21 protein-coding genes are annotated in these 19,952 nt (G+C 62.8%); 16 read left to right on the forward strand and 5 right to left on the reverse strand.

What is annotated here, in order from left to right:
* The first annotated feature begins 48 nt into the window (after positions 1 to 48).
* From hisS to IGS60_RS13905, 14 genes are all read left to right on the forward strand, one after another.
* Complete coding sequence (gene hisS / locus IGS60_RS13840; RefSeq protein WP_070221912.1) at positions 49 to 1,410, forward strand: histidine--tRNA ligase; 1,362 nt, start codon at positions 49 to 51, stop codon at positions 1,408 to 1,410.
* A 54-nt stretch (positions 1,411 to 1,464) separates the two neighbouring features.
* Positions 1,465 to 2,133 (forward strand): tetratricopeptide repeat protein, encoded by a 669-nt coding sequence (locus IGS60_RS13845; protein ID WP_070221913.1) that lies wholly within the window; start codon positions 1,465 to 1,467, stop codon positions 2,131 to 2,133.
* Between the two features lie 88 nt (positions 2,134 to 2,221).
* Entirely contained in the window at positions 2,222 to 3,367 is a 1,146-nt protein-coding gene (gene bamB / locus IGS60_RS13850) for an outer membrane protein assembly factor BamB (protein ID WP_230505006.1), read from the forward strand.
* Between the two features lie 4 nt (positions 3,368 to 3,371).
* Complete coding sequence (gene der / locus IGS60_RS13855; RefSeq protein ID WP_070221915.1) at positions 3,372 to 4,718, forward strand: ribosome biogenesis GTPase Der; 1,347 nt, start codon at positions 3,372 to 3,374, stop codon at positions 4,716 to 4,718.
* A 242-nt stretch (positions 4,719 to 4,960) separates the two neighbouring features.
* Positions 4,961 to 5,197, forward strand: a complete 237-nt coding sequence (gene hfq / locus IGS60_RS13860; protein WP_008450615.1) for an RNA chaperone Hfq — start codon at positions 4,961 to 4,963, stop codon at positions 5,195 to 5,197.
* 114 nt (positions 5,198 to 5,311) lie between these two features.
* Complete coding sequence (gene hflX / locus IGS60_RS13865) at positions 5,312 to 6,535, forward strand: GTPase HflX (RefSeq protein ID WP_046685708.1); 1,224 nt, start codon at positions 5,312 to 5,314, stop codon at positions 6,533 to 6,535.
* Between the two features lie 2 nt (positions 6,536 to 6,537).
* On the forward strand, positions 6,538 to 7,830 hold the full coding sequence (gene hflK / locus IGS60_RS13870) for an FtsH protease activity modulator HflK (protein WP_070221916.1): 1,293 nt from the start codon (positions 6,538 to 6,540) through the stop codon (positions 7,828 to 7,830).
* Positions 7,830 to 8,717 carry a protease modulator HflC gene (hflC, locus tag IGS60_RS13875; RefSeq protein WP_070221917.1) on the forward strand — a complete coding sequence of 296 codons (888 nt, stop codon included), beginning with the start codon at positions 7,830 to 7,832 and terminating at the stop codon, positions 8,715 to 8,717. The genes hflK and hflC overlap by 1 nt, the downstream gene beginning before the upstream one ends.
* 269 nt (positions 8,718 to 8,986) lie before the next feature.
* Entirely contained in the window at positions 8,987 to 10,147 is a 1,161-nt protein-coding gene (locus tag IGS60_RS13880) for an ATP phosphoribosyltransferase regulatory subunit (protein WP_070310467.1), read from the forward strand.
* A 3-nt stretch (positions 10,148 to 10,150) separates the two neighbouring features.
* Positions 10,151 to 11,464: an adenylosuccinate synthase gene (locus IGS60_RS13885; RefSeq protein ID WP_034752021.1), complete on the forward strand. Its 1,314-nt coding sequence runs from the start codon at positions 10,151 to 10,153 to the stop codon at positions 11,462 to 11,464.
* A gap of 66 nt (positions 11,465 to 11,530) precedes the next feature.
* Positions 11,531 to 12,076: a phosphoribosyltransferase gene (locus IGS60_RS13890; RefSeq protein WP_034752020.1), complete on the forward strand. Its 546-nt coding sequence runs from the start codon at positions 11,531 to 11,533 to the stop codon at positions 12,074 to 12,076.
* Positions 12,077 to 12,141: 65 nt separating this feature from the next.
* Positions 12,142 to 12,651 (forward strand): GNAT family N-acetyltransferase, encoded by a 510-nt coding sequence (locus IGS60_RS13895; RefSeq protein ID WP_230505008.1) that lies wholly within the window; start codon positions 12,142 to 12,144, stop codon positions 12,649 to 12,651.
* Entirely contained in the window at positions 12,648 to 13,541 is an 894-nt protein-coding gene (locus tag IGS60_RS13900) for a WD40 repeat domain-containing protein (RefSeq protein WP_230505011.1), read from the forward strand. The genes IGS60_RS13895 and IGS60_RS13900 overlap by 4 nt, the downstream gene beginning before the upstream one ends.
* A gap of 28 nt (positions 13,542 to 13,569) precedes the next feature.
* Positions 13,570 to 13,875 carry an NIPSNAP family protein gene (locus tag IGS60_RS13905; protein ID WP_034752016.1) on the forward strand — a complete coding sequence of 102 codons (306 nt, stop codon included), beginning with the start codon at positions 13,570 to 13,572 and terminating at the stop codon, positions 13,873 to 13,875.
* A gap of 6 nt (positions 13,876 to 13,881) precedes the next feature.
* On the opposite strand, the gene IGS60_RS13910 is transcribed toward IGS60_RS13905, so the two are convergent.
* Together IGS60_RS13910 and IGS60_RS13915 are read right to left on the reverse strand one after the other, a co-directional pair.
* Complete coding sequence (locus IGS60_RS13910) at positions 13,882 to 14,541, reverse strand: glutathione S-transferase family protein (protein WP_070292229.1); 660 nt, start codon at positions 14,539 to 14,541, stop codon at positions 13,882 to 13,884.
* A 132-nt stretch (positions 14,542 to 14,673) separates the two neighbouring features.
* Complete coding sequence (locus IGS60_RS13915) at positions 14,674 to 15,735, reverse strand: AI-2E family transporter (RefSeq protein ID WP_230505013.1); 1,062 nt, start codon at positions 15,733 to 15,735, stop codon at positions 14,674 to 14,676.
* Between the two features lie 203 nt (positions 15,736 to 15,938).
* Between IGS60_RS13915 and IGS60_RS13920 the strand changes: the two genes are divergently transcribed.
* The gene (locus IGS60_RS13920; RefSeq protein WP_070221929.1) at positions 15,939 to 16,565 is read left to right on the forward strand and encodes a flavin reductase family protein; all 627 of its coding nucleotides are present in this window, start codon (positions 15,939 to 15,941) and stop codon (positions 16,563 to 16,565) included.
* Positions 16,566 to 16,592: 27 nt separating this feature from the next.
* Here the strand turns inward: IGS60_RS13920 and IGS60_RS13925 are convergent, their stop codons facing one another.
* The 3 genes from IGS60_RS13925 to IGS60_RS28350 are packed head-to-tail and all read right to left on the reverse strand — an operon-like array spanning position 16,593 to position 18,908.
* Complete coding sequence (locus tag IGS60_RS13925; protein ID WP_230505014.1) at positions 16,593 to 17,927, reverse strand: MFS transporter; 1,335 nt, start codon at positions 17,925 to 17,927, stop codon at positions 16,593 to 16,595.
* Positions 17,928 to 17,959: 32 nt separating this feature from the next.
* Entirely contained in the window at positions 17,960 to 18,763 is an 804-nt protein-coding gene (locus IGS60_RS13930; RefSeq protein WP_230505016.1) for a substrate-binding domain-containing protein, read from the reverse strand.
* A 16-nt stretch (positions 18,764 to 18,779) separates the two neighbouring features.
* Entirely contained in the window at positions 18,780 to 18,908 is a 129-nt protein-coding gene (locus tag IGS60_RS28350) for a hypothetical protein (protein ID WP_268994084.1), read from the reverse strand.
* A gap of 105 nt (positions 18,909 to 19,013) precedes the next feature.
* Here IGS60_RS28350 and IGS60_RS13935 point away from each other — a divergent pair, with 105 nt between their 5' ends.
* Entirely contained in the window at positions 19,014 to 19,928 is a 915-nt protein-coding gene (locus IGS60_RS13935; RefSeq protein ID WP_230505018.1) for a LysR family transcriptional regulator, read from the forward strand.
* The last annotated feature ends 24 nt before the right edge of the window (positions 19,929 to 19,952 follow it).

The following is a 19,952-nucleotide window of genomic DNA, read 5'->3' on the forward strand; positions in this document are numbered from 1 at the left end:
GCGCTACGCGCGTAATCCGGCAATCAAGTTAAAGCAAAGAAGAACACTATGTCCGAAAATAAAAAGCTCGATAAAATCACCGCCGTCAAAGGCATGAACGATATCCTGCCCGCCGACGCCCCGCTGTGGGAATTGTTTGAAAACACGGCCCAGTCCGTTCTGCAAAGCTACGGTTTCCAGCAGATCCGCACGCCGATCGTGGAAGAGACGAAATTGTTCGCGCGCGCCATCGGCGCCGTGACCGATATCGTGGAAAAGGAAATGTATTCGTTCACCGATTCGATGAACGGCGACAACCTGACCCTGCGCCCGGAAGGCACGGCCGGCGTGGTGCGCGCCGTCGTCGAGCACAACCTCGTCTACGAAGGTCCGAAACGCCTGTGGTACAAGGGCCAGATGTTCCGTCACGAGCGTCCGCAGAAAGGCCGCTACCGCCAGTTCCACCAGTTCGGCGTGGAAGCCATCGGTTTCACGGGTCCGGATATCGACGCCGAGATCATCATGCTGTCGCGCCGTCTGTGGGATGACCTGGGCCTGGAAGGCATCCGCCTGGAACTGAACTCGATCGGCGACGCGGCCGAGCGCCTGCGCCACCGCGCCGACCTGATCGCCTACCTGGAAAGCCACAGCGAGCTGCTCGACGAAGAAGCCAAGCGCCGCCTGCACAGCAATCCGCTGCGCATCCTCGATACCAAGAACCCTGCCATGCAGGACCTGGTCAATGGCGCGCCGAAGCTGCTCGATTACCTGGGCGAGGAATCGCTGGCGCACTTCCACGGCGTGCAGAAGATCTTGAACCACAACAATATCCCGTTCACCATCAACCCACGCCTGGTGCGCGGCCTCGATTACTACAACCGCACGGTGTTCGAGTGGGTCAGCGACAAGCTGGGCGCGCAAGGCACGGTCTGCGCCGGCGGCCGCTATGACGGCATGGTGGAAATGTTTGGCGGCAAATCGACGCCCGCCGTCGGTTTCGGCATGGGCGTCGAACGCCTGGTGCTGCTGATGAAGGATGCGGCCGAACCGGAAGCGCCGGCCCAGTGCGACGTCTACCTGGTGCACCAGGGCGAGCAGGCAGGCTTGCAAGCGTTCGTGCTGGCCGAGCGGATTCGCGATGCGGGCCTGGACGTTGTGCTACATTGCGCAGCGAGCAACGGCGGCGGCAGCTTCAAGACGCAAATGAAAAAGGCCGATGCCAGCGGCGCGGCGTTTGCCGTGATCCTGGGCGACGATGAAATCGCCAACAACGTCGCGACGGTGAAAGCCATGCGCGAAGCCGATGCGGGCGCGCAGCAGAGCACGGTGCCGTTCGACGATGTCGTCGATTACGTGGTGGACCAGATCATCGGCGACCACGATTGCGGCCACGACCACGGTCCGGGCGGCCACGTGCATCACCACCATTAATTTGCAGCAAGACCGTACTACCCTCGATCAACTACTCATTCAAACTGACGACCCATGGCATACGATCACGAAGAACAAGAACAACTGGCAACCCTCAAGGCCTGGTGGCAGCGCAATGGCAATCTGACCTCCTGGGTCCTGATCGTGGCGCTGGCCGGCTACAGCGGCTGGGCTGGCTGGCAGTACTACCAGCGCACGCAGGCCGCGCAAGCGGGCCAGCTGTACGACGAACTGCAAAACGCCATCGCCGCCAAGGACACGGCCAAGGTGATGCGCGCGACCAGCGACATGCAGTCGCGTTTCAGCGGTACGGCATATGCACAGATGAGCGCCCTGGCCGCGGCCAAGGTGGCGTTCGACGCGAACGACCTGAAAACGGCCAAGACCCAGCTGCAATGGGTGGCCGAGCACGGTACGGAAGAGTACAAGGCCATCGCCAAGCTGCGTCTGGCCGGCGTCCTGCTGGACGAAAAAGCCTATGATGAAGCGCTGAAGGTGCTGGCGACGGCCACCGTGGCGCAATTTGCCGGTGCCGTGGCCGACCGCAAGGGCGACATCCTGGTGGCGCAAAACAAGCTGGCCGATGCCCGCACGGCCTACCTGGCCGCGATAGCCGCGACGGACAAGAACAATCCAGGCCGTCAACTGATCCAGGTCAAACTGGAAGCGATCGGCGGCACGGTACCGGAAGACAAGGCCAAGGCTGACAAGGCCGCCGCCTGACAGGAACACTGATGGTGGTGCGGCCGCGCGGCGTTGTGCGCCGCCTGCCTTGCCCTTACAAGTACAAGAAAAAGGTTGGATAACACTTATGCGTGTCACTGAAAAGCTGGTAGCTGCAAGTCTGTTGGCCCTGATGGCCGGTTGCTCGTCCTGGAACCCGTTCGCCTCGAAAGATCCGAAAGTCGAGCCGGCCAAGCTGGTCGAGTTAAAATCGAGCATTGCCGTGCGCGACGCCTGGAAATATTCGATCGGCAAGGCCGGCGTGTACGCGTTGACGCCTGCGCTGGCCGGCAGCAGCCTGTACGTGGTCAGTGCCGATGGCGCGCTGGCGCGCCTGGATGCGGCCAGCGGCCGTGAAACGTGGCGCATCAAGGCCGGCAGCGACATCACCTCGGGCGCCGGCAGCGATGGCGCCGTCGTCGCCGTGGGCGCCGCCAAGGGCGCCGTGCTGGCGTTTGACGCCGATGGCAAGCAGCTGTGGAAGGCGCAGGCGTCCAGCGAAGTATTGACGGCGCCCGTCGTGGGGCAGGGCGTGGTCGTGGTGCGCAGCGTGGACAACCGCATCGTCGGCTTCGACGCCAAGACGGGCGAACGCAAATGGACGGTGCAGCGCGCCACGCCGGCATTGACCTTGCGCAATGCGCCGGGCATGGTGCTGGGCGGCGCGAACATCTACGTGGCCCAGCCGGGCGGCAAGCTGCTGGCACTGACGGCAGCGACCGGTGTGGTACGCTGGGAGATCGTCGTCAGCGAACCGCGCGGCGCCACCGAACTGGAGCGCGTCTCCGACATCGCCGGCACGCCGGTGGTGTTCGAAGGCGAAGTGTGCGCCGTCACGTATCAGGGCAAGGCGGGCTGCTTCGACGCCGCCACCGGCGTGCCGCGCTGGACCAAGCCGATTTCGTCCGATGTGGGCGTGGCCGTCGACCAGCGTTTCGTGTTTGTTGCCGATGACCAGGGTGCCGTGGTGGCGTTCAGCCGCGAAGCCGGCCAGAGCGCCTGGAAGAATGAGGCGCTGGGGCGCCGCCGCCTGTCGACGCCGGCCTCCTACGGCCGCAGCGTCGCCGTCGGCGACTATCAAGGTTATATCCACTTCCTGTCACGGGAAGATGGCGCATTAATAGGTCGTGTCAGCACCGACGGTAGCCCGATTGTTTCGGCTCCCGTCGTTGCCGGTTCGAATTTGATTTTTCAAACCCAATCAGGGACAGTGACCGCTCTCGCGGTCGAGTAATACAATGAAGCCGGTAATTGCACTAGTAGGTCGACCCAATGTTGGGAAATCGACTTTATTCAATCGTCTGACCCGCTCGCGCGATGCGCTGGTGGCGGATTTGCCTGGGTTGACGCGCGATCGTCACTATGGCGAAGGCCGTGTCGGCGAACGTCCCTTCCTCGTCATCGATACGGGTGGTTTTGAACCCGTCGCCAAGGAAGGCATCATGCACCAGATGGCACTGCAGACCAAGCAGGCCGTGGCCGAGGCCGACGTGGTGGTGTTCATCGTGGACGGCCGTCAGGGCCTGACCCCGCATGACAAGACCATCGTCGACTTCCTGCGCAAGAGCGGTCGCCCGGTCTTGCTGGTGGTCAACAAAAGCGAAGGCATGCGCTACACGGCCGTCGTGTCCGAATTCTATGAATTGGGCATGGGCGATCCGTATGCGATCTCGTCGGCGCACGGTGACGGCGTCAACGACCTCGTCGAAGTGATGCTGGACCTGGCGTTCGCGCAGCGTCCGGATGAGCCTGAAGAGCTGGAAAAGACCGACCGCGGCATCAAGATCGCCCTCGTCGGCCGTCCGAACGTGGGCAAGTCGACCTTGATCAACACCCTGCTGGGCGAAGAGCGCGTGATCGCCTTCGACATGCCGGGCACGACGCGCGATTCGATCGAAATCCCGTTCGAACGCGATGGCCAGCAATACACCCTGATCGACACGGCCGGTATCCGCCGCCGCGGCAAGGTGTTTGAAGCGATCGAGAAATTCTCGGTGGTGAAAACCCTGCAGTCGATTTCCGAAGCCAACGTGGTCGTGCTGATGCTCGACGCGCAGCAGGATATTTCGGAGCAGGACGCGCATATCGCCGGTTTTATCCTGGAATCGGGCCGCGCACTGGTCGTGGCCGTGAATAAATGGGATGGCTTGCAATCGCACCAGCGCGATGAAATCAAGATCGATATCGACCGCAAGCTCGATTTCCTGTCGTTCGCGCAGATGCATTTCATTTCGGCGCTGAAGGGCACCAACATCGGTCCATTGATGAAGTCGCTCAACGCCGCGTATGCGGCCGCCATGTGCGACCTGTCGACGCCGAAGCTGACGCGCGCCTTGATCGAAGCCGTGGAGAAGCAGGAACCGCGCCGCAAGGGTTCGATCCGTCCGAAGCTGCGCTATGCCCACCAGGGCGGCATGAACCCGCCTGTGATCGTTATTCACGGCAATGCGCTCGACGCCGTTGGCGATCCCTACAAGCGTTATCTGGAAAAACATTTCCGCGATACGTTTGCCCTGGTCGGTACGCCGCTGCGCATCGAATTGCGTACGGGTAAAAACCCGTTTGCACGCACGCCAAGCAAGTAATGAGTTAACAGCTGGATTAAGTGCATATTAAGGCGCCGCGGAGATAATGCGGCGCCGACAGCCAATTCAATGGTTATTTGCACGGAAATAATAAAGTGTTAATGCGCCATGCGCGACAGCGATCGCGAAAACAGGTTACAGTAGCTATGACGCATCTTTCTTTCTTTGAAAGGTGTGAGAGCACTTGAAATCAAGCGAGTCGCCTCCAATTCTTACACAACAACATAAACAACGGAGCTGTTATGAGCAACAAAGGGCAACTGTTACAAGACCCATTCCTCAATGCATTACGCAAAGAGCATGTTCCTGTCTCGATCTACCTGGTCAATGGCATTAAATTGCAGGGCCATATCGAATCGTTCGATCAATATGTCGTATTGCTGCGCAATACGGTGACACAGATGGTGTACAAGCATGCCATCTCGACAGTGGTGCCGGCCCGTGCCGTCAATCTCAATATTGAATCTGAAGCGGAGTAAAGCGTTGAGCTTGACGGCCCAGCGCCTTTCACCCTCCATCGCCCCCGTCCGCGCCAGCGGCGCTGATGCGTTTGCATCGGCGTCGGCGTTCGCCGCAACTCATCAGATGCCATCATGCGCGCGGCACTAGTCGGGGTTGACTTCGGTCACAGCGACTTCGCCGCCAGCATGGAGGAACTCATGCTGTTGTCGCGTTCGGCTGGTGCGGACCCGATTTCCACCATCACGGCCAAGCGTTCCAGTCCCGATTCCGCGTATTTCGTCGGCAGCGGCAAGGCCGATGAAATTGGCGACGTCGTCGTCAACGATGGCCTGGAAATCGTCATCTTCAATCACGCCCTCTCGCCCGCCCAGCAGCGCAATCTGGAAAAGCGCCTGAATGTGCGCGTGCTCGACCGTACCAGCCTGATCCTCGACATCTTCGCGCAGCGCGCCAAGAGCCACGAGGGCAAGCTGCAAGTCGAGCTGGCCCAGCTGCAGCATCTGGCTACGCGCCTGATCCGCGGCTGGACCCACCTGGAACGGCAAAAGGGCGGTATCGGCTTGCGCGGTCCCGGCGAGACGCAGCTCGAGACCGACCGCCGGCTGATCGGCGACCGTGTCAAGGCCCTGCGCGCGCGCCTGGAAAAACTGCACAAGCAGCGCGAAACGCAGCGCCGCGCGCGCGGCCGCAATCACACATTCTCGGTGTCCCTCGTCGGTTATACCAATGCCGGCAAGTCGACCCTGTTCAATGCCGTGACCAAGGCCGGCGTGTATGTCGCCGACCAGTTGTTCGCCACCCTCGACACCACCTCGCGCCGGGTTTACCTGGGCCAGGAAGTGGGCAACGTGGTGATCTCCGACACGGTCGGCTTCGTACGCGAATTGCCGCACCAGCTGGTGGCTGCCTTTCGCGCCACGCTCGAAGAAACCATCCATGCCGATCTGCTGCTGCACGTCGTCGACGCCGCGTCGCCGGTGCGCATGGAGCAGATCGAGCAGGTCAACCTGGTCTTGAAAGAGATCGGCGCCGATCATATTCCGCAAATCCTCGTGTGGAACAAGATCGATGCGGCCGGGCTGGAGCCTTCGGTGGAACGCGATGAATATGCTACGATCAGTCGCGTGTTCGTCAGTGCGCAGAAGGGCAGCGGGCTCGACCTGCTGCGCGATGCGATCGTCGAGATGGCCAGGAAGGCGCCCCGTTCTGCCCACCTGTATCAGAACGACGAAGCACCGCAGGAAGATCAGTTTGACGGTCAGTACGACCAGCACGATGGCGCCGCCCCGGACCAGGACGAAGAGCCTGGCGAGGACGATAGGATTTCCACCCACTCCCAAGTCGGAACACGATAGTTATGCTTGTCTCCCTACTCAAAAAAACAGGCTTGAAGTTGTCCCTGAACGATCCCCGCTGGGGCAATCGCAAGGACGACGGCAAGAAAGCCCAAGAAGGCAAAAAGCCCGGCGAAGGTCCGCCGGACCTCGATCAGTTGTGGCGCGATTTCAATCAGCGCCTGAACGCCTTTTTCGGACAGAAGAACCGTCCCGACAACGGCGGCAATAACAACGGTGGCGGCGGTGGCCCGCGCCCCGACATGAAGGGCGCCGGCATCACCGCCGGCGTCGTTGGCGTGATCGCCGTCTTCATCTGGCTCGCCAGCGGCGCCTTCATCGTGCAAGAGGGCCAGAGCGGCGTGGTGCTGACGTTTGGCCAATACACGCGCACGGCGCCGGCCGGTCTCAACTGGCGCTGGCCGTACCCGTTCCAGACCGATGAAACCGTCAACGTGTCGCAGGTGCGCACGGTGGAAGTGGGGTATCGCACCTCGCTGCGCAACAAGCAGGCCAGCGAGTCGCTGATGCTGACGGATGATGAAAACATCATCGACATCCAGTTCGCGGTGCAGTACACCCTGAAAGATCCCGTGGAATGGCTGTTCAGCCTGCGCGACCAGGAAGACACCTTGCGCCAGGTCGCCGAGACGGCGATCCGCGAAGTGGTTGGCCGCAGCAAGATGGACTTCGTGCTGTATGAAGGCCGCGAAAAAGTGGCTTTTGATACGCAGAAATTGATGCAGCAGATTCTTGAAGATTACAAGGCTGGCGTGTTGATTAACAACGTGACGATGCAGGCCGTGCAGCCGCCGGAGCAGGTGCAAGCCGCCTTCGACGATGCCGTCAAGGCAGGCCAGGACCGTGAACGCCAGAAGAATGAAGGCCAGGCCTACGCCAATGACGTCATTCCGAAAGCCCGCGGCGCAGCATTCCGCCTGGTGCAGGAAGCAGAGGCCTACCGGGCCATGGTGACCGAGAACTCCGAAGGTAACGCGTCGCGCTTCAAGCAGGTGCTGGTCGAGTACCAGAAGGCGCCGGCCGTCACGCGCGACCGCATGTACCTGGAAACGATGCAGCAAGTGTTCAGCAGTGCCAGCAAGGTCATGGTTGACGCCAAGACGGGCAGCAATCTGCTGTATCTGCCGCTCGACAAGTTGATCGCCCAGACGGCTGCCACCGATGCTGCCGCTGCCGCCGCCCGTGCTGCCGCGACACCCGCAGCCAACACCGTTTTGCCACAGGAAGCCATGCCGACAGTAGAAGTCAATCAGCGCCGTGACAGCCGCTCTTCGCGTGAACGGGAGAGCCGCTAATGAACCGTATCGTTGCCGCCCTGATCGCGGGCTTTATCGCGATCATGCTCCTTTCCTCGACCGTGTTCGTCGTCGATCAGCGTAAATACGCCATCGTCTTCGCCCTCGGTGAAGTCAAGGACGAGATCAGCAAGCCAGGCTTGTACTTCAAGCTGCCGCCGCCTTTCCAGAACGTCATCTACCTGGACAAGCGTATCCTGACGCTCGATACGCCGGAACCGGAACGCTTCATCACGGCCGAGAAGAAGAATATCCTCGTCGACGCGTATGTGAAGTGGCGCATCGTCAATCCAAAGACCTATTTCCGCAGCTTCGGCGGCGATGAAAGCCGTGCGCGCAACCGCATGTCGCAAATCGTCAAGGCGGCGCTGAACGATGAAATCACCAAGCGCACGGTGCGCGAAGTGATCTCGGGCGAGCGTGGCAAGGTGATGCAGGCGATCAAGGCCAAGGTGGCGGCCGAGGCCGAGGCCATCGGCGTAGGCATCGTCGACGTGCGCCTGAAGCGCGTCGATTACGTCGAGCAGATCAACAACTCCGTGTACGAGCGCATGAAGTCCGAGCGCGTGCGCGTGGCCAATGAACTGCGTTCCACCGGTTCGGCCGACTCCGAGAAGATCCGCGCCGACGCCGACAAGCAGCGCACGGTGATCCTGGCCGAAGCGTATCGCGAAGCCGAGAAGATCCGCGGCGAGGGCGATGCCAAGGCGTCGCAGGTGTATGCGGAAGCGTTTGGCAAGAATCCGGAGTTCTACAAGTTTTACCGCAGCCTGGAAGCCTACCGCGCCACCTTCAAGGACAAGGGCGACGTGATGGTGGTCGATCCGAGTTCGGAATTCTTCAAGTACTTCAAGGGTAACGGCACGGCCGCTCCGTCCAAGAAGTAAGACAGCATCGCACTGCACCCGGCCGCAAGGACGGGGGCGGCAGCAGCGGGGCCGGCATCGATGCCGGCCCCGTTTTTTTGTGCCCGTCTAGTTGTTGCGGGAAGGCGTAAAATGCGGTGTTTTTAGGGCCGTGCGGCAGCGTTTCGGACAACTTATCCCTAAAGGCCCGTGTTTTCGCGTAAAATATCAGGTTCGGCCTCTTGCCTGGCGCGCCCGCCGCTGCCTCGCATGATGCATTTTTTCAACTTTCTTCCGTATCTCGCTCCCTCATGCCGAATTGGCTTTTGCCCGAAAATATTGCCGATGTTCTGCCGTCGGAAGCGCGCAAGATCGAAGAGCTGCGCCGCCTCATGCTGGATAATTTCCGTCTGTACGGATATGAACTGGTCATGCCGCCGCTGCTCGAGTATCTGGAATCGCTGATGACCGGCGCTGGCAAGGATACCGACCTGCGCACGTTCAAACTGGTCGACCAGCTGTCGGGCCGCATGCTCGGCCTGCGCGCCGACATGACGACGCAAGTGGCGCGCATCGACGCCCACCTGCTCAACCGTGCCACCGTCACCCGCCTGTGCTACGCCGGCAGCGTGCTGCATACCCGTCCGTCGGGCCTGCACGCCACCCGCGAACCGCTGCAGATCGGCGCCGAAATCTATGGCCACGCCGGCCTGGAAGCGGATGCCGAGATCCAGGAACTGGCGCTCGCTTCGCTGGCACTGGCCGGTTTCGACAGCGTGCGCCTGGATCTGTCGCACGTCGGCCTGTTGCGCGCTATCATTGCGCAAGACGCCGCCGCCGGGCGCGACGAAGCTGCGCTGTACGCCTTGCTGCGCGCGAAAGATGCGCCGGGCCTGCGCGCCCTGACCGCATCCTACGATGCCGTCACGCGCGATGCGCTGCTGGCCTTGCCGAACCTGTACGGCGACATCGACGTGCTGGCGCGTGCGCGCGAAGTGCTGCCGCCGCTGCCGGGCGTGCTCAAGGCGCTGGCCGAACTGGCCGCGCTGGCAGGATCCGCGCTGGGCCGCGCCGAAGTGGCGATCGACCTGGCCGACCTGCGCGGCTACCAATATGAAAGCGGCGCGATGTTTGCGCTGTATGTACCAGGCTTGCCGAACGCGGTTGCGCGCGGCGGCCGTTATGACCACGTCGGCGAAGCGTTCGGCCGGGCACGTCCCGCGACCGGCTTCTCGCTCGATTTGCGCGAACTGGCGCGCCTGTTGCCGACCGCGGAACGGAAGCATTCGATCCGCGCGCCGTGGGGCAGCGCGCCAGAATTGAAGGAAAAAATCGCCGAGTTGCGCAAGGCGGGCGAGGTCGTGATCCAGAGTATGCCGGGTCACAGTAATGAACAAGACGAGTTCGAGTGCGATCGCGTGCTGGTACTTGCCGATAATGGTAGTAGCTGGATTCTTAAAAACTTAGGTTGAGTGATGTCAAAGAAAATTATGGCAAAGAACGTTGTTGTCATCGGCACCCAATGGGGCGATGAAGGTAAAGGCAAGATCGTCGATTGGTTGACCGATCACGCCCAGGGCGTGGTGCGCTTCCAGGGCGGCCACAATGCAGGCCACACGCTGGTCATCGGCGGCGTCAAAACCGCACTGCAGCTGATCCCGTCGGGCATCATGCGTCCAGGCGTCGCCTGCTACATCGGTAACGGCGTGGTCGTTTCCGTGCCGGACGTGCTGCGCGAAATCGACAAGCTCGAAGCGGTCGGCGTCGAAGTTGCCTCGCGCCTGAAAGTGTCGGACGCGGCACCCGTGATCCTGCCTTACCACACCGCGATCGACCTGGCGCGTGAAGCCAAGCGTGGCGATGCGAAGATCGGCACCACCGGCAAGGGCATCGGCCCGGCCTACGAAGACAAAGTGGCGCGCCGCGCGATCCGTATCGCCGACCTGCTCAACGAGAAGCGCTTTGCCGAAAAGCTGGCCGAAAACCTCGATTACCACAACTTCGTGCTGGAAAACTACCTGAAGGCGCCGAAAGTCGACTATCAGAAGACCCTCGATGACGCGCTGGCCTATGTGCCGCGTCTGCGTCCGATGGTCACCGACGTGTCGAGCGCGCTGTACAAGGCGCACAAGGCCGGCGCGAATCTGCTGTTCGAAGGCGCGCAGGGTTCCCTGCTCGACGTCGACCACGGCACCTATCCGTTCGTCACTTCGTCGAACTGCGTGGCCGGCAATGCCGCCGCTGGTTCGGGCGTCGGTCCTGGCATGCTGCACTACATCATGGGCATCACCAAGGCTTACACGACGCGCGTCGGCTCCGGCCCGTTCCCGTCGGAACTGCCAACGGATGCAGGCGTTGGCCACCATCTGGCGCAAGTCGGCCATGAATTCGGCACCGTCACGGGCCGTGCCCGCCGCTGCGGCTGGTTCGACGCCGCCTTGCTGCGCCGCTCCGTGCAGATCAACGGCGTGACGGGCATGTGCCTGACCAAGCTGGACGTGCTCGACGGTATCGAAACGCTGAAACTGTGCACCGGCTACACCATCGACGGCGTGGCCACGGACATCTTCCCATCGGGCGCTGAAGAAGCCGCCCGTTGCGTACCCGTGTACGAAGAGATGCCGGGCTGGACGGAAAGCACGGTCGGCGCGAAATCGCTGGCGGCCTTGCCTGCAACGGCGCGCGCCTACATCAAGCGCATCGAAGAACTGGTCGGCGTACCGGTGGACATGGTTTCGACCGGTCCGGATCGTGAAGAAACGATCGTGCTGCGCCACCCATTCGAGTAAGCTGCTGGACACAATCCGCCGCAAGGCGGATTTTTTTAATCACGCTAATAATAAGATTTCACTATCATGACTACCCCACAATCGAACGATCAACATCTCTGGGTCAACTGGGAAGAGTACCACCGCCTGATCGAGCGCCTGGCGCTCAAGGTCTACGAATCGGGCTGGAAATTCGACCAGGTATTGTGCCTGGCGCGCGGCGGCGTGCGTCCTGGCGACGTGTTCTCGCGCATCTTTGATTTGCCGTTGGCCATCCTGTCGACCAGCTCCTACCGCGAAGACGCGGGCACGGTGCGCGGCGACCTCGATATCGCCAAGTACATGACCATGACCAAGGGCCCGCTGGCCGGCCGCATCCTGCTGGTCGACGACCTGGCCGATTCGGGCGTCACGCTGGACAAGGTCACGCGTCACCTGAAGGAAAACTTCCCTGACGTGACCGAAGTCAAATCGGCCGTGATCTGGCTCAAGGGCTGCTCCGTCGTGCGTCCCGATTACTTCCTCGACGAACTGCCGCACAATCCGTGGATCCATCAGCCGTTCGAAGACTACGACGGCCTGCGTCCGCACCAGTTGGCGGCGTGGATCAAGAAGGGCGAAGCAGGCAAGTAATTGCGTGCGCGCTTGCAAAAAAAAGACGATCGTGTATCGTCTTTTTTTTCGTCCAAGGAAATGCGATGACCATATTGACGACGGCGCGCCTGCGCCTGGAACCGATCACAGAAAACCACTACGAGCGCATGCGCACGCTCAACACCGATCCCGAGGTGATGACCTACCTGAACGCGGGCCAGCCCGAGACGGAAGAAAACACACACGCGGCTGTCACGCGCATCACGGGCCGCTGGGCCGAGTGGGGCTATTCGTGGTGGGCGCTGATACGCCTCGATGATGGCGAGATGGTGGGCATGGCCTGCCTGCAACATCTCGATGGCGACAAAAACAAGCCGCATGAAATCGGCTGGCGCCTGGCCCGCACGGGCTGGGGCCAGGGCTACGCCAGCGAAGCGGCGGCCGCCATCGTCGCGCATGCGTTCGATGTCGTCGGCGCACCGGAAGTGGTGGCCGTGGCGCACCCGGACAACGCCGCCTCGATCAAGGTCATGACGCGCCTGGGCATGCAGTATGTGGGCATGGAACGCCATTACGATATCGATAGCGTGGTGTACCGCCTGGCGCGCCCATGACGTTAACGCGCATGCCCCTGAAGCTGGGCTGCAGCTACGGCGTGCGGTTTTCGCCCGATGGCACGCGCCTGGCCGTGCTGGGGCGCGACTTGGTCCTGTGGGACGTGGCGGCACGCCAGAAACTGTGGCGCGGCAAATTCATCGCGCATATGTCGGGCATGGCGTTTTCGCCCGACGGCAACCGGCTGGCCATCAAGAGCACGACGGGCCAGCTGGCCGTGGTGGATGCCGAGGCGGGCCAGTTGCTGGTGAACTTGCAGAACAAAAAGGATGGCGAAGGCTGCGGCCCCGCGTGGTCGCCGTGCGGGCAGTATCTTGCCGACGGCGGCTGGGATGGCCGCCTGCGGGTGCGCGACGCGCAGACGGGCGAGGTGCGCTTCATGCAGGAGCACCCGGGCGAGATGCTGCGCGGTGTCTACGCCATCGATGGCGGGCGGCGCTTGCTGGTCCTGCACGGCGTCAAATCGGTGGACGAGGGGCAGGAGCAGCCGCCTGACTACTGCAGCGTATGGGACTGGCCCCTGCAGGCGGGCGGCGGGCGCAAGGTGCTGTCGCTGCCAGGACTGAAGTCGTGCGCGCCATCGCCGGACGGAGCGTCCCTGGCCGTACTGCATCACGCGGGCGGCGAGGAGGTCCTGTCGGTATATGCGCTGCCGATGGCCGCCGGCTGGCCACGGTGCCTGTGGAGGCGGGCGGCGGCACGGGCGACGCCTTGCGCTGGCTTCCCGACGGCAGCGCGCTGGGACGCATCGGCAAGGGCAAGCTGCTGTTGTATGGCTGGCCCGGGCTCTGCGTCCTGGCGCAGGAAGAATTTACGTATCCCTGCGCGCTGGACTTTTTGCCTGGCTCGCCATTGTCCGCCATCGGCTCATGGGAATCCGGCATGCTGATGGAGTTGAACATACACAAGGAAACCGCATGATCACCTGTTATTTGCGCTACATCATCGACCCGTACAAATTGCGGGAATTCGAAGCCTACGGCAAGCTGTGGATACCGCTGGTCGAGCGCTTCGGCGGCCAGCATCACGGCTACTTTTTGCCATCGGAAGGAGCCAGCAACGTGGCCCTGGCCATGTTCTCGTTCCCCAGCCTGGCCTTGTACGAGCAGTACCGCAGCGATTCGATGCAGGATGCCGAATGCCAGGCCGCCTTCCGCTATGCCGAGGAGACGCGCTGTATCGTCAGCTACGAGCGCAGTTTTTTCCGCCCCGTGTTTGCCTGAACAGGATCAGTCGCGCTGCGGCGCACCCAGGGGGAAGAGGTGGCGGTACGGACGTGCCTCGTCCACCGCGCGGGCGAACGATGGACGGGCCAGCAGGCGCGCGCGGTAGGCGCGCAGCAGGGGCAGCGTGGCGGGAATCGGCTGCGTCCAGTCCGCATAGAACAGCGACGGAGCGGCGGCGCAGTCGGCCAGGGTAAAGTCTTCGCCCGTCGCCCACGTCTTGCCGGCCAGGCGGGTTTCCAGCCAGGCGTAGGCGAGGTCCAGCTTGTTGCCGGCAAACACGCGGCCTTCCTCGGTCTTCGCCGGGTCGCCCGTCAGGGCGGCGCCGACGGCATGCTGCACGGGCGTCATGACGTGCAGGTCGAAATAGCGGTCGAGAAAGCGCACGTCCAGCGCCTGCATGGCGTCGTCCGGCAGCAGGCGCAGCGGGCCGGGATGGGCCAGTTGCAGGTATTCGATGATGATGCTGGTCTCGGCGACGTTGCGCTCCCCATCCACCAGCAGCGGAAACTTGCGCAGCGGCCAGCGCGCCAGCCACTGCTGCAGGTGCTGCGGCATGTCCGGCGCCAGGCAGCGGAAATCGAACGGTATGGCGTTTTCGTACAGGGCGATGAGCACCTTTTGCGTGTACGAGGAAAAGGGATGGCCGTAGAGGATCAGCGACACGGTGGGATCTCCTGTGCAAGGTTGGCAACACGCGCGTGCAGCAACGATAGTGCAATCACCGGATCAATGCAAGCGGTCCGGGCCATGCTGATGTCGGCGCCGTGGCATTGCCCGCTCCCCCAGTGCCAGGCTTTAATCCTCAGCCTGGAATTCGCTGGCCGAGACGAACAGGTCCCACGAGGCGATGAACAGGGCCGCCACCACGGGGCCGATGACAAAGCCGTTCAGGCCAAACAGGGCCATGCCGCCCACGGTCGACAGCAGCACCACGTAGTCGGGCATCTTCGTGTCCTTGCCCACCAGGATAGGGCGCAGCACGTTGTCGACCAGGCCGATGACGAAGACGCCGAAGGCGGCCAGGCCGGCGCCTTGCCAGATGGCGCCCGTGGCCAGGAAGTAGGCTGCCACGGGTGCCCACACGAGGGCGGCGCCGACGGCCGGCAGCAGCGACAGGAAGGCCATCAGCACGGCCCACAGCAGGGGCGCCGGCACGTCGAGGAACCAGAACGCCAGGCCGCCGAGGGCGCCCTGGGCGATCGCCACGAGGATGTTGCCTTTCACCGTGGCGCGGATCACCGTGGTGAAATTGGTGAACAGGCGCTGCTTGTACTTGCGGCTCAGCGGCACGGCGTTCTTGATGCGTGCCGACAGGGTCGAGCCATCGCGCATAAGGAAAAACAGCAGGTACAGCATGATGCACAGGCTGGTGAGGAATTCGAAGGTGTACAGGCCCACATTGATGGCTTTGACGGCCACCACCTGGCTTACCTGCGTGGCGCCCTCGGCCAGCTTGTCCTGCAGGCTGGCCAGGCTGGTCAGGTTGAAGCGCTCGAGCAGGTTGATCAGCCATTGCGGCAGCACGGCCATGATTTTATTGAAGAACATGGCGACCGTGATTTCGCCCGAACGCACCATTTCCACGACGCTGGCCGCCTGGTTCACGAGCGATACGGAAATGAGCGACAGCGGCAGGATCACGATGACGATGATCAACAGCAAGGTCAGCAGCGACGCCATGCCGGCGCGGCCCCGGGTTTTGGCCAGCAGCCAGCGGTACACGGGCGCGAACAGGATCGCCAGGATGACGCCCCAGAAGATGGCGCCCGCATACGGCGCCAATATCCAGCCGAAGCCGATGGTGACGATGCTCAAGAGGAGCAGGAACACTTTCTGGTGCAGCGTGAGGGTAGGCATGGGCGATAGCGCAATGATAAGGGTTGAGTTGCCCCATCATAAGCGAGGCCAAGGGCCGTGCGCCATACAATTGTCGCGCTGCGTGCGCGAGCGCACCCGGCGCGCCGGCGGGCTGGCAACGCGGTGGCAGCAATTCCAGTAAGCTGTCGTTCCAGGCGTTCCATCCCGGGCGCCGTTGACTTCCTTTGACTTCAGGAACGCGTGTGCTTGACCCCATCCATTTTTATGAACCTGCGCAGGGCCACGGCTTGCCGCACGATCCCTTTAACGCCATCGTGGGGCCGCGTCCGATCGGCTGGATCGCCTCGCGCAGCAGTGCGGGCGTGCTCAATCTGGCGCCGTACAGCTTTTTCAACGCCTTCAATTACCATCCGCCGCTGATCGGCTTTTCCAGCATCGGCCGCAAGGATACCTTGCGCAATATCGAACAGACGGGCGAATTCGTGTGGAACCTGGCGACCCGTCCGCTGGCCGAGGCCATGAATGCCAGTTGCGCGCCGGCGCCGCCCGAAGTCGACGAATTCGCGCTGGCCGGCCTGACGCCGGCCGCCTCGCGCATCGTGGACGTGCCGCGCGTGGCCGAAAGCCCCGTGTCCTTCGAATGCCGGCGCACGCAGATCATCGAGCTGCAAGGCGTCAATGGCGACGGTGTCGGCAGCTGGCTGGTGCTGGGGGAAGTGGTGGGCGTGCACATCGCGCGCCACCTGCTGGCCGACGGCGTGTACGACACGGCCGCCGCCGCGCCGATATTGCGCGGCGGCGGCCCGGCCGATTATTTCGAGATCGGGCCGGCCAGCCTGTTCCACATGCGCCGGCCAGCCTGGCCGTAATGCGCCGTCTGGCCAGGCCGTACTGGTTCAGGCCGGAACTGGATGGCGCTCCTTGACGATGCCGCGATAGATCAGCCACGTCGCCAGCAGGCTGATGGCGCCGGCGCCCGCCATCCAGTAGCCTGGCGCCGCCTTGTCGCCGGTGCTTTCGATCAGCAGGGTCGACACCAGCGGCGTCAGGCCGCCGAACAGCGCGGTGGCCAGGCTGTAGGCCAGCGAAAAGCCCGTGGTCCGCACGCTGGCCGGGATGATTTCCGTCAGCGCGACGATGGTGGCGCCGTTGTAGCTGCCGTACAGGAAGGACAGCCACAGCTCGACCATCAGCATGTGATTGAAACTGGGATGGGCGACCAGCCAGGACAGGGCCGGGTACGCGGTCAGCATCGTCAGCGCCGCGCACGCGGCCATGATGGGCCAGCGCCCGATGCGGTCGGACAGCGCGCCCATGACGGGCAGCCAGAGGAAGTTCGACAGGCCGATGCACAAGGTGACGAGCAGGCTGTCTTCGGTGCTCAGTTTGAGCACGCTCTTGCCGAAGGTCGGCGTGTAGACGGTGATCAGGTAGAACGCCACCGTCGTCAGCACGATCAGCATCGCGCCGCTGACGACCAGCGGCCAGTTGAGGCTGATGGTCTTGAGCATTTGCCGGAACGTCGGATGCGACTTGCGCGTCAGATAGGCCTCGGTCTCCTGCAGCGAACGGCGGATGTAGAACACCACGGGGATGATGGAGCAACCGATGAAGAACGGAATGCGCCAGCCCCAGTCCGCGATGAATTCCTTGCTCAAGGTTGCGTTGAGATAGTAGCCGAGCGCCGCGGAAAAGATGATGGCGACCTGCTGGCTGGCCGATTGCCAGCTGACGTAATAGCCCTTGTTGCCGGGTGTCGCCATCTCGGACAGGTAGACCGACACGCCGCCCAGCTCCACGCCGGCGGAGAAACCTTGCAGCAAGCGCCCGATCAGCACGAGGAACGGCGCCAGCAAGCCGATGGTCGCATAGCCGGGCACGAAGGCGATCAGCGCCGTGCCGGAAGCCATGATGGCCAGGGTCAGCACCAGTCCCTTGCGGCGGCCGATGCGGTCGATATAGCTGCCGAGGATGATGGCGCCCAGCGGCCGCATGAAAAACCCCGCACCGAAGGTGGCGAAGGTCATCATCAGGGCCGCGTATTCGCTGGTGGCGGGGAAGAAGGCCTTGGCAATATACGTCGCGTAAAAGCCGAACAGGAAAAAATCGTACATTTCGATGAAGTTCCCGCTCGTCACCCGGATGACGGTGGCGATGCGCGAGGGAGGGCGTGCCTGTGCGCGCGGCGCTGTCGGCTCGGCGAGGGGTGCGGCGGTCGATGGAATGGCCATGATTTACCTCGATGAAAGATGAGTGACGTCGGCTAGTGCGTTGCTGTCGCTGGTGCCGATGCCGGCTGCAGCCCGGTCGCTTCGATCGCACCGGCGTTGGCAGGGGCAGCGAGGAAGCGCAGCAAGGCGCGGCCGGCTTCCGGCTCCTTGCCGCCCGGGACCAGCGCCGCCGAAAATTGCGTCATCAACTGCACTTCCGGCGGCAGCAGGCCGACGATGTCGATGCCTTGGACCGGCAGCAGCTCGCTGCGCTGCTGGCAGCCGAAATCGGCCTCGCCATGCGCGATGATTTCGCCGACGGGGGTGGCGGGAATTTTGGCGGCCTTGCCCTGCATCTGCTCCGCGATGTGCAGTGTCTTCATCAGTTGCTTCTCGATGTATTCGCCGCTGGCGCTGTCCGAATAGGCCACCTTGTGCGCCTGCAGGAAAGCGCTGCGCAAGCCCTCGGTGGTGCTGATGTCGGGCTTTGCCGCGCCGTGGCGCACGGCGCAGGCAATCGGCGAATTGGCCAGGACCACCTTGCTGCCGGGGACGAGGCGGCCTTCCTGCATCAGTTTGTCGAGCGCGTCGCCGACCATGATGACGACGTCGATCGGCTCGCCGCGCGCCAGGCGCGCCGGGATCGCATTCCTGGTGGTGCCCATCGACGGACCCCATTCGGACAGCAACTGGTCGCCGCTGGCGCGTTCGTAGGCGGGCGCCAGGTTTTTGTAGGCCTGGGCGAAGCCGCCCGAGCTGACCACGCGGATGTCGGCGGCATGGGCCGCGCCGGCGGCCAGCAGCACCAGCGCCGCGAGCAGCGGGCGCGAGGTTTGCAGCAGAATATGCTGAGGCATGATGGTTCTCCTGATGTTAAAATTTTTTCATGAGGCCGGGTGTCAAGCCCGTGCCGTGGCGGTTGTTGAGGTGTGTTTCCGTGACGCCGGCAGCGTCGCCGCCGGCCGCCGGTAAAAGCGCGAACGTGGAATGGTGTCGCATCATGTCTCCTTTTTCAGTTCAGGCCTTCTTGGCGAGGCTCAGCATTCAGACCCCATCATCGTTGAAATGGCATAATTTGATAATTGCAATTTTTCCGGGGATTAATGCATGCAGCGCATCAATTACGAGCTTCATGATTTGAAGGCTTTTGTGGCCGTGGCGGAGCGCAACAGCTTTCGCCAGGCCGCGGCGGACCTGTTCCTGTCGCAGCCGGCGCTCAGCCGCCGCATCGAAAAACTCGAGGATGCGCTGGGGGTCAAGCTGTTCGAGCGCACCACACGGCGCGTGCAGCTGACCAACGTCGGGCAGGTGTTCCTGGTAAACGTGCGCGATGCGCTCAACGGCCTGGAAGATGCCGTGCTGGGAGTGGCCGACCTGGCCGCGCACCGCACGGGGACGGTGACGTTCGCCTGCGTGCCCTCGGCCGTGTGGCATTTCCTGCCGGACGTGCTCAAGCGCTTCAGCGCGCAGTTTCCGAAAATTCGCGTGCGCGTGCATGACGAAAGCGCGCAGGACGTGCTCAACCTCGTGCTGTCTGGCGAGGCGGATTTCGGCATCAGCTTTACGGGCGCGGAAAATCCGGAGATCCATTTCCAGCCCATCTACGTCGAGACCTACGTGCTGGCAATGCGGGCCGATCACAGACTGGCCAAGCGCAAGAAGCTGAGCTGGAAGGATACGGTCGACGAACGCTATATCTCGGTGGCCAAGTCGAGCGGCAACCGCAGCGTGCTCGATGCGGCGCTGGCCGGCGTGGAAAAACACCCGTGGATCTCGTGCGAGATCAACCACGTGTCAGGCATCCTGGCGCTGGTGGAGTCGGGCTTGGGCGTGGCGGCGGTGCCGGGCCTGTCGATTCTGCCGGAGCGGCAAGGCGCGGTGGTCGGCGTGCCGCTCGTCAATCCCGCCGTCAAGCGCACGCTGGGCTTGATCAGCCGGCATCAGCACGCGATGCCGCCCGCGTCACGCACCCTGTTCGACATGATGAGCGCGAGCATAGGAAAGCAGGGGCGGCGGGCATGAGCGCAGCGCAGGTGAGGCGGTGAC

The sequence above is a fragment of the Janthinobacterium sp. FW305-128 genome, assembly GCF_020858135.1.
Classification (GTDB): Bacteria; Pseudomonadota; Gammaproteobacteria; order Burkholderiales; family Burkholderiaceae_D; genus Janthinobacterium.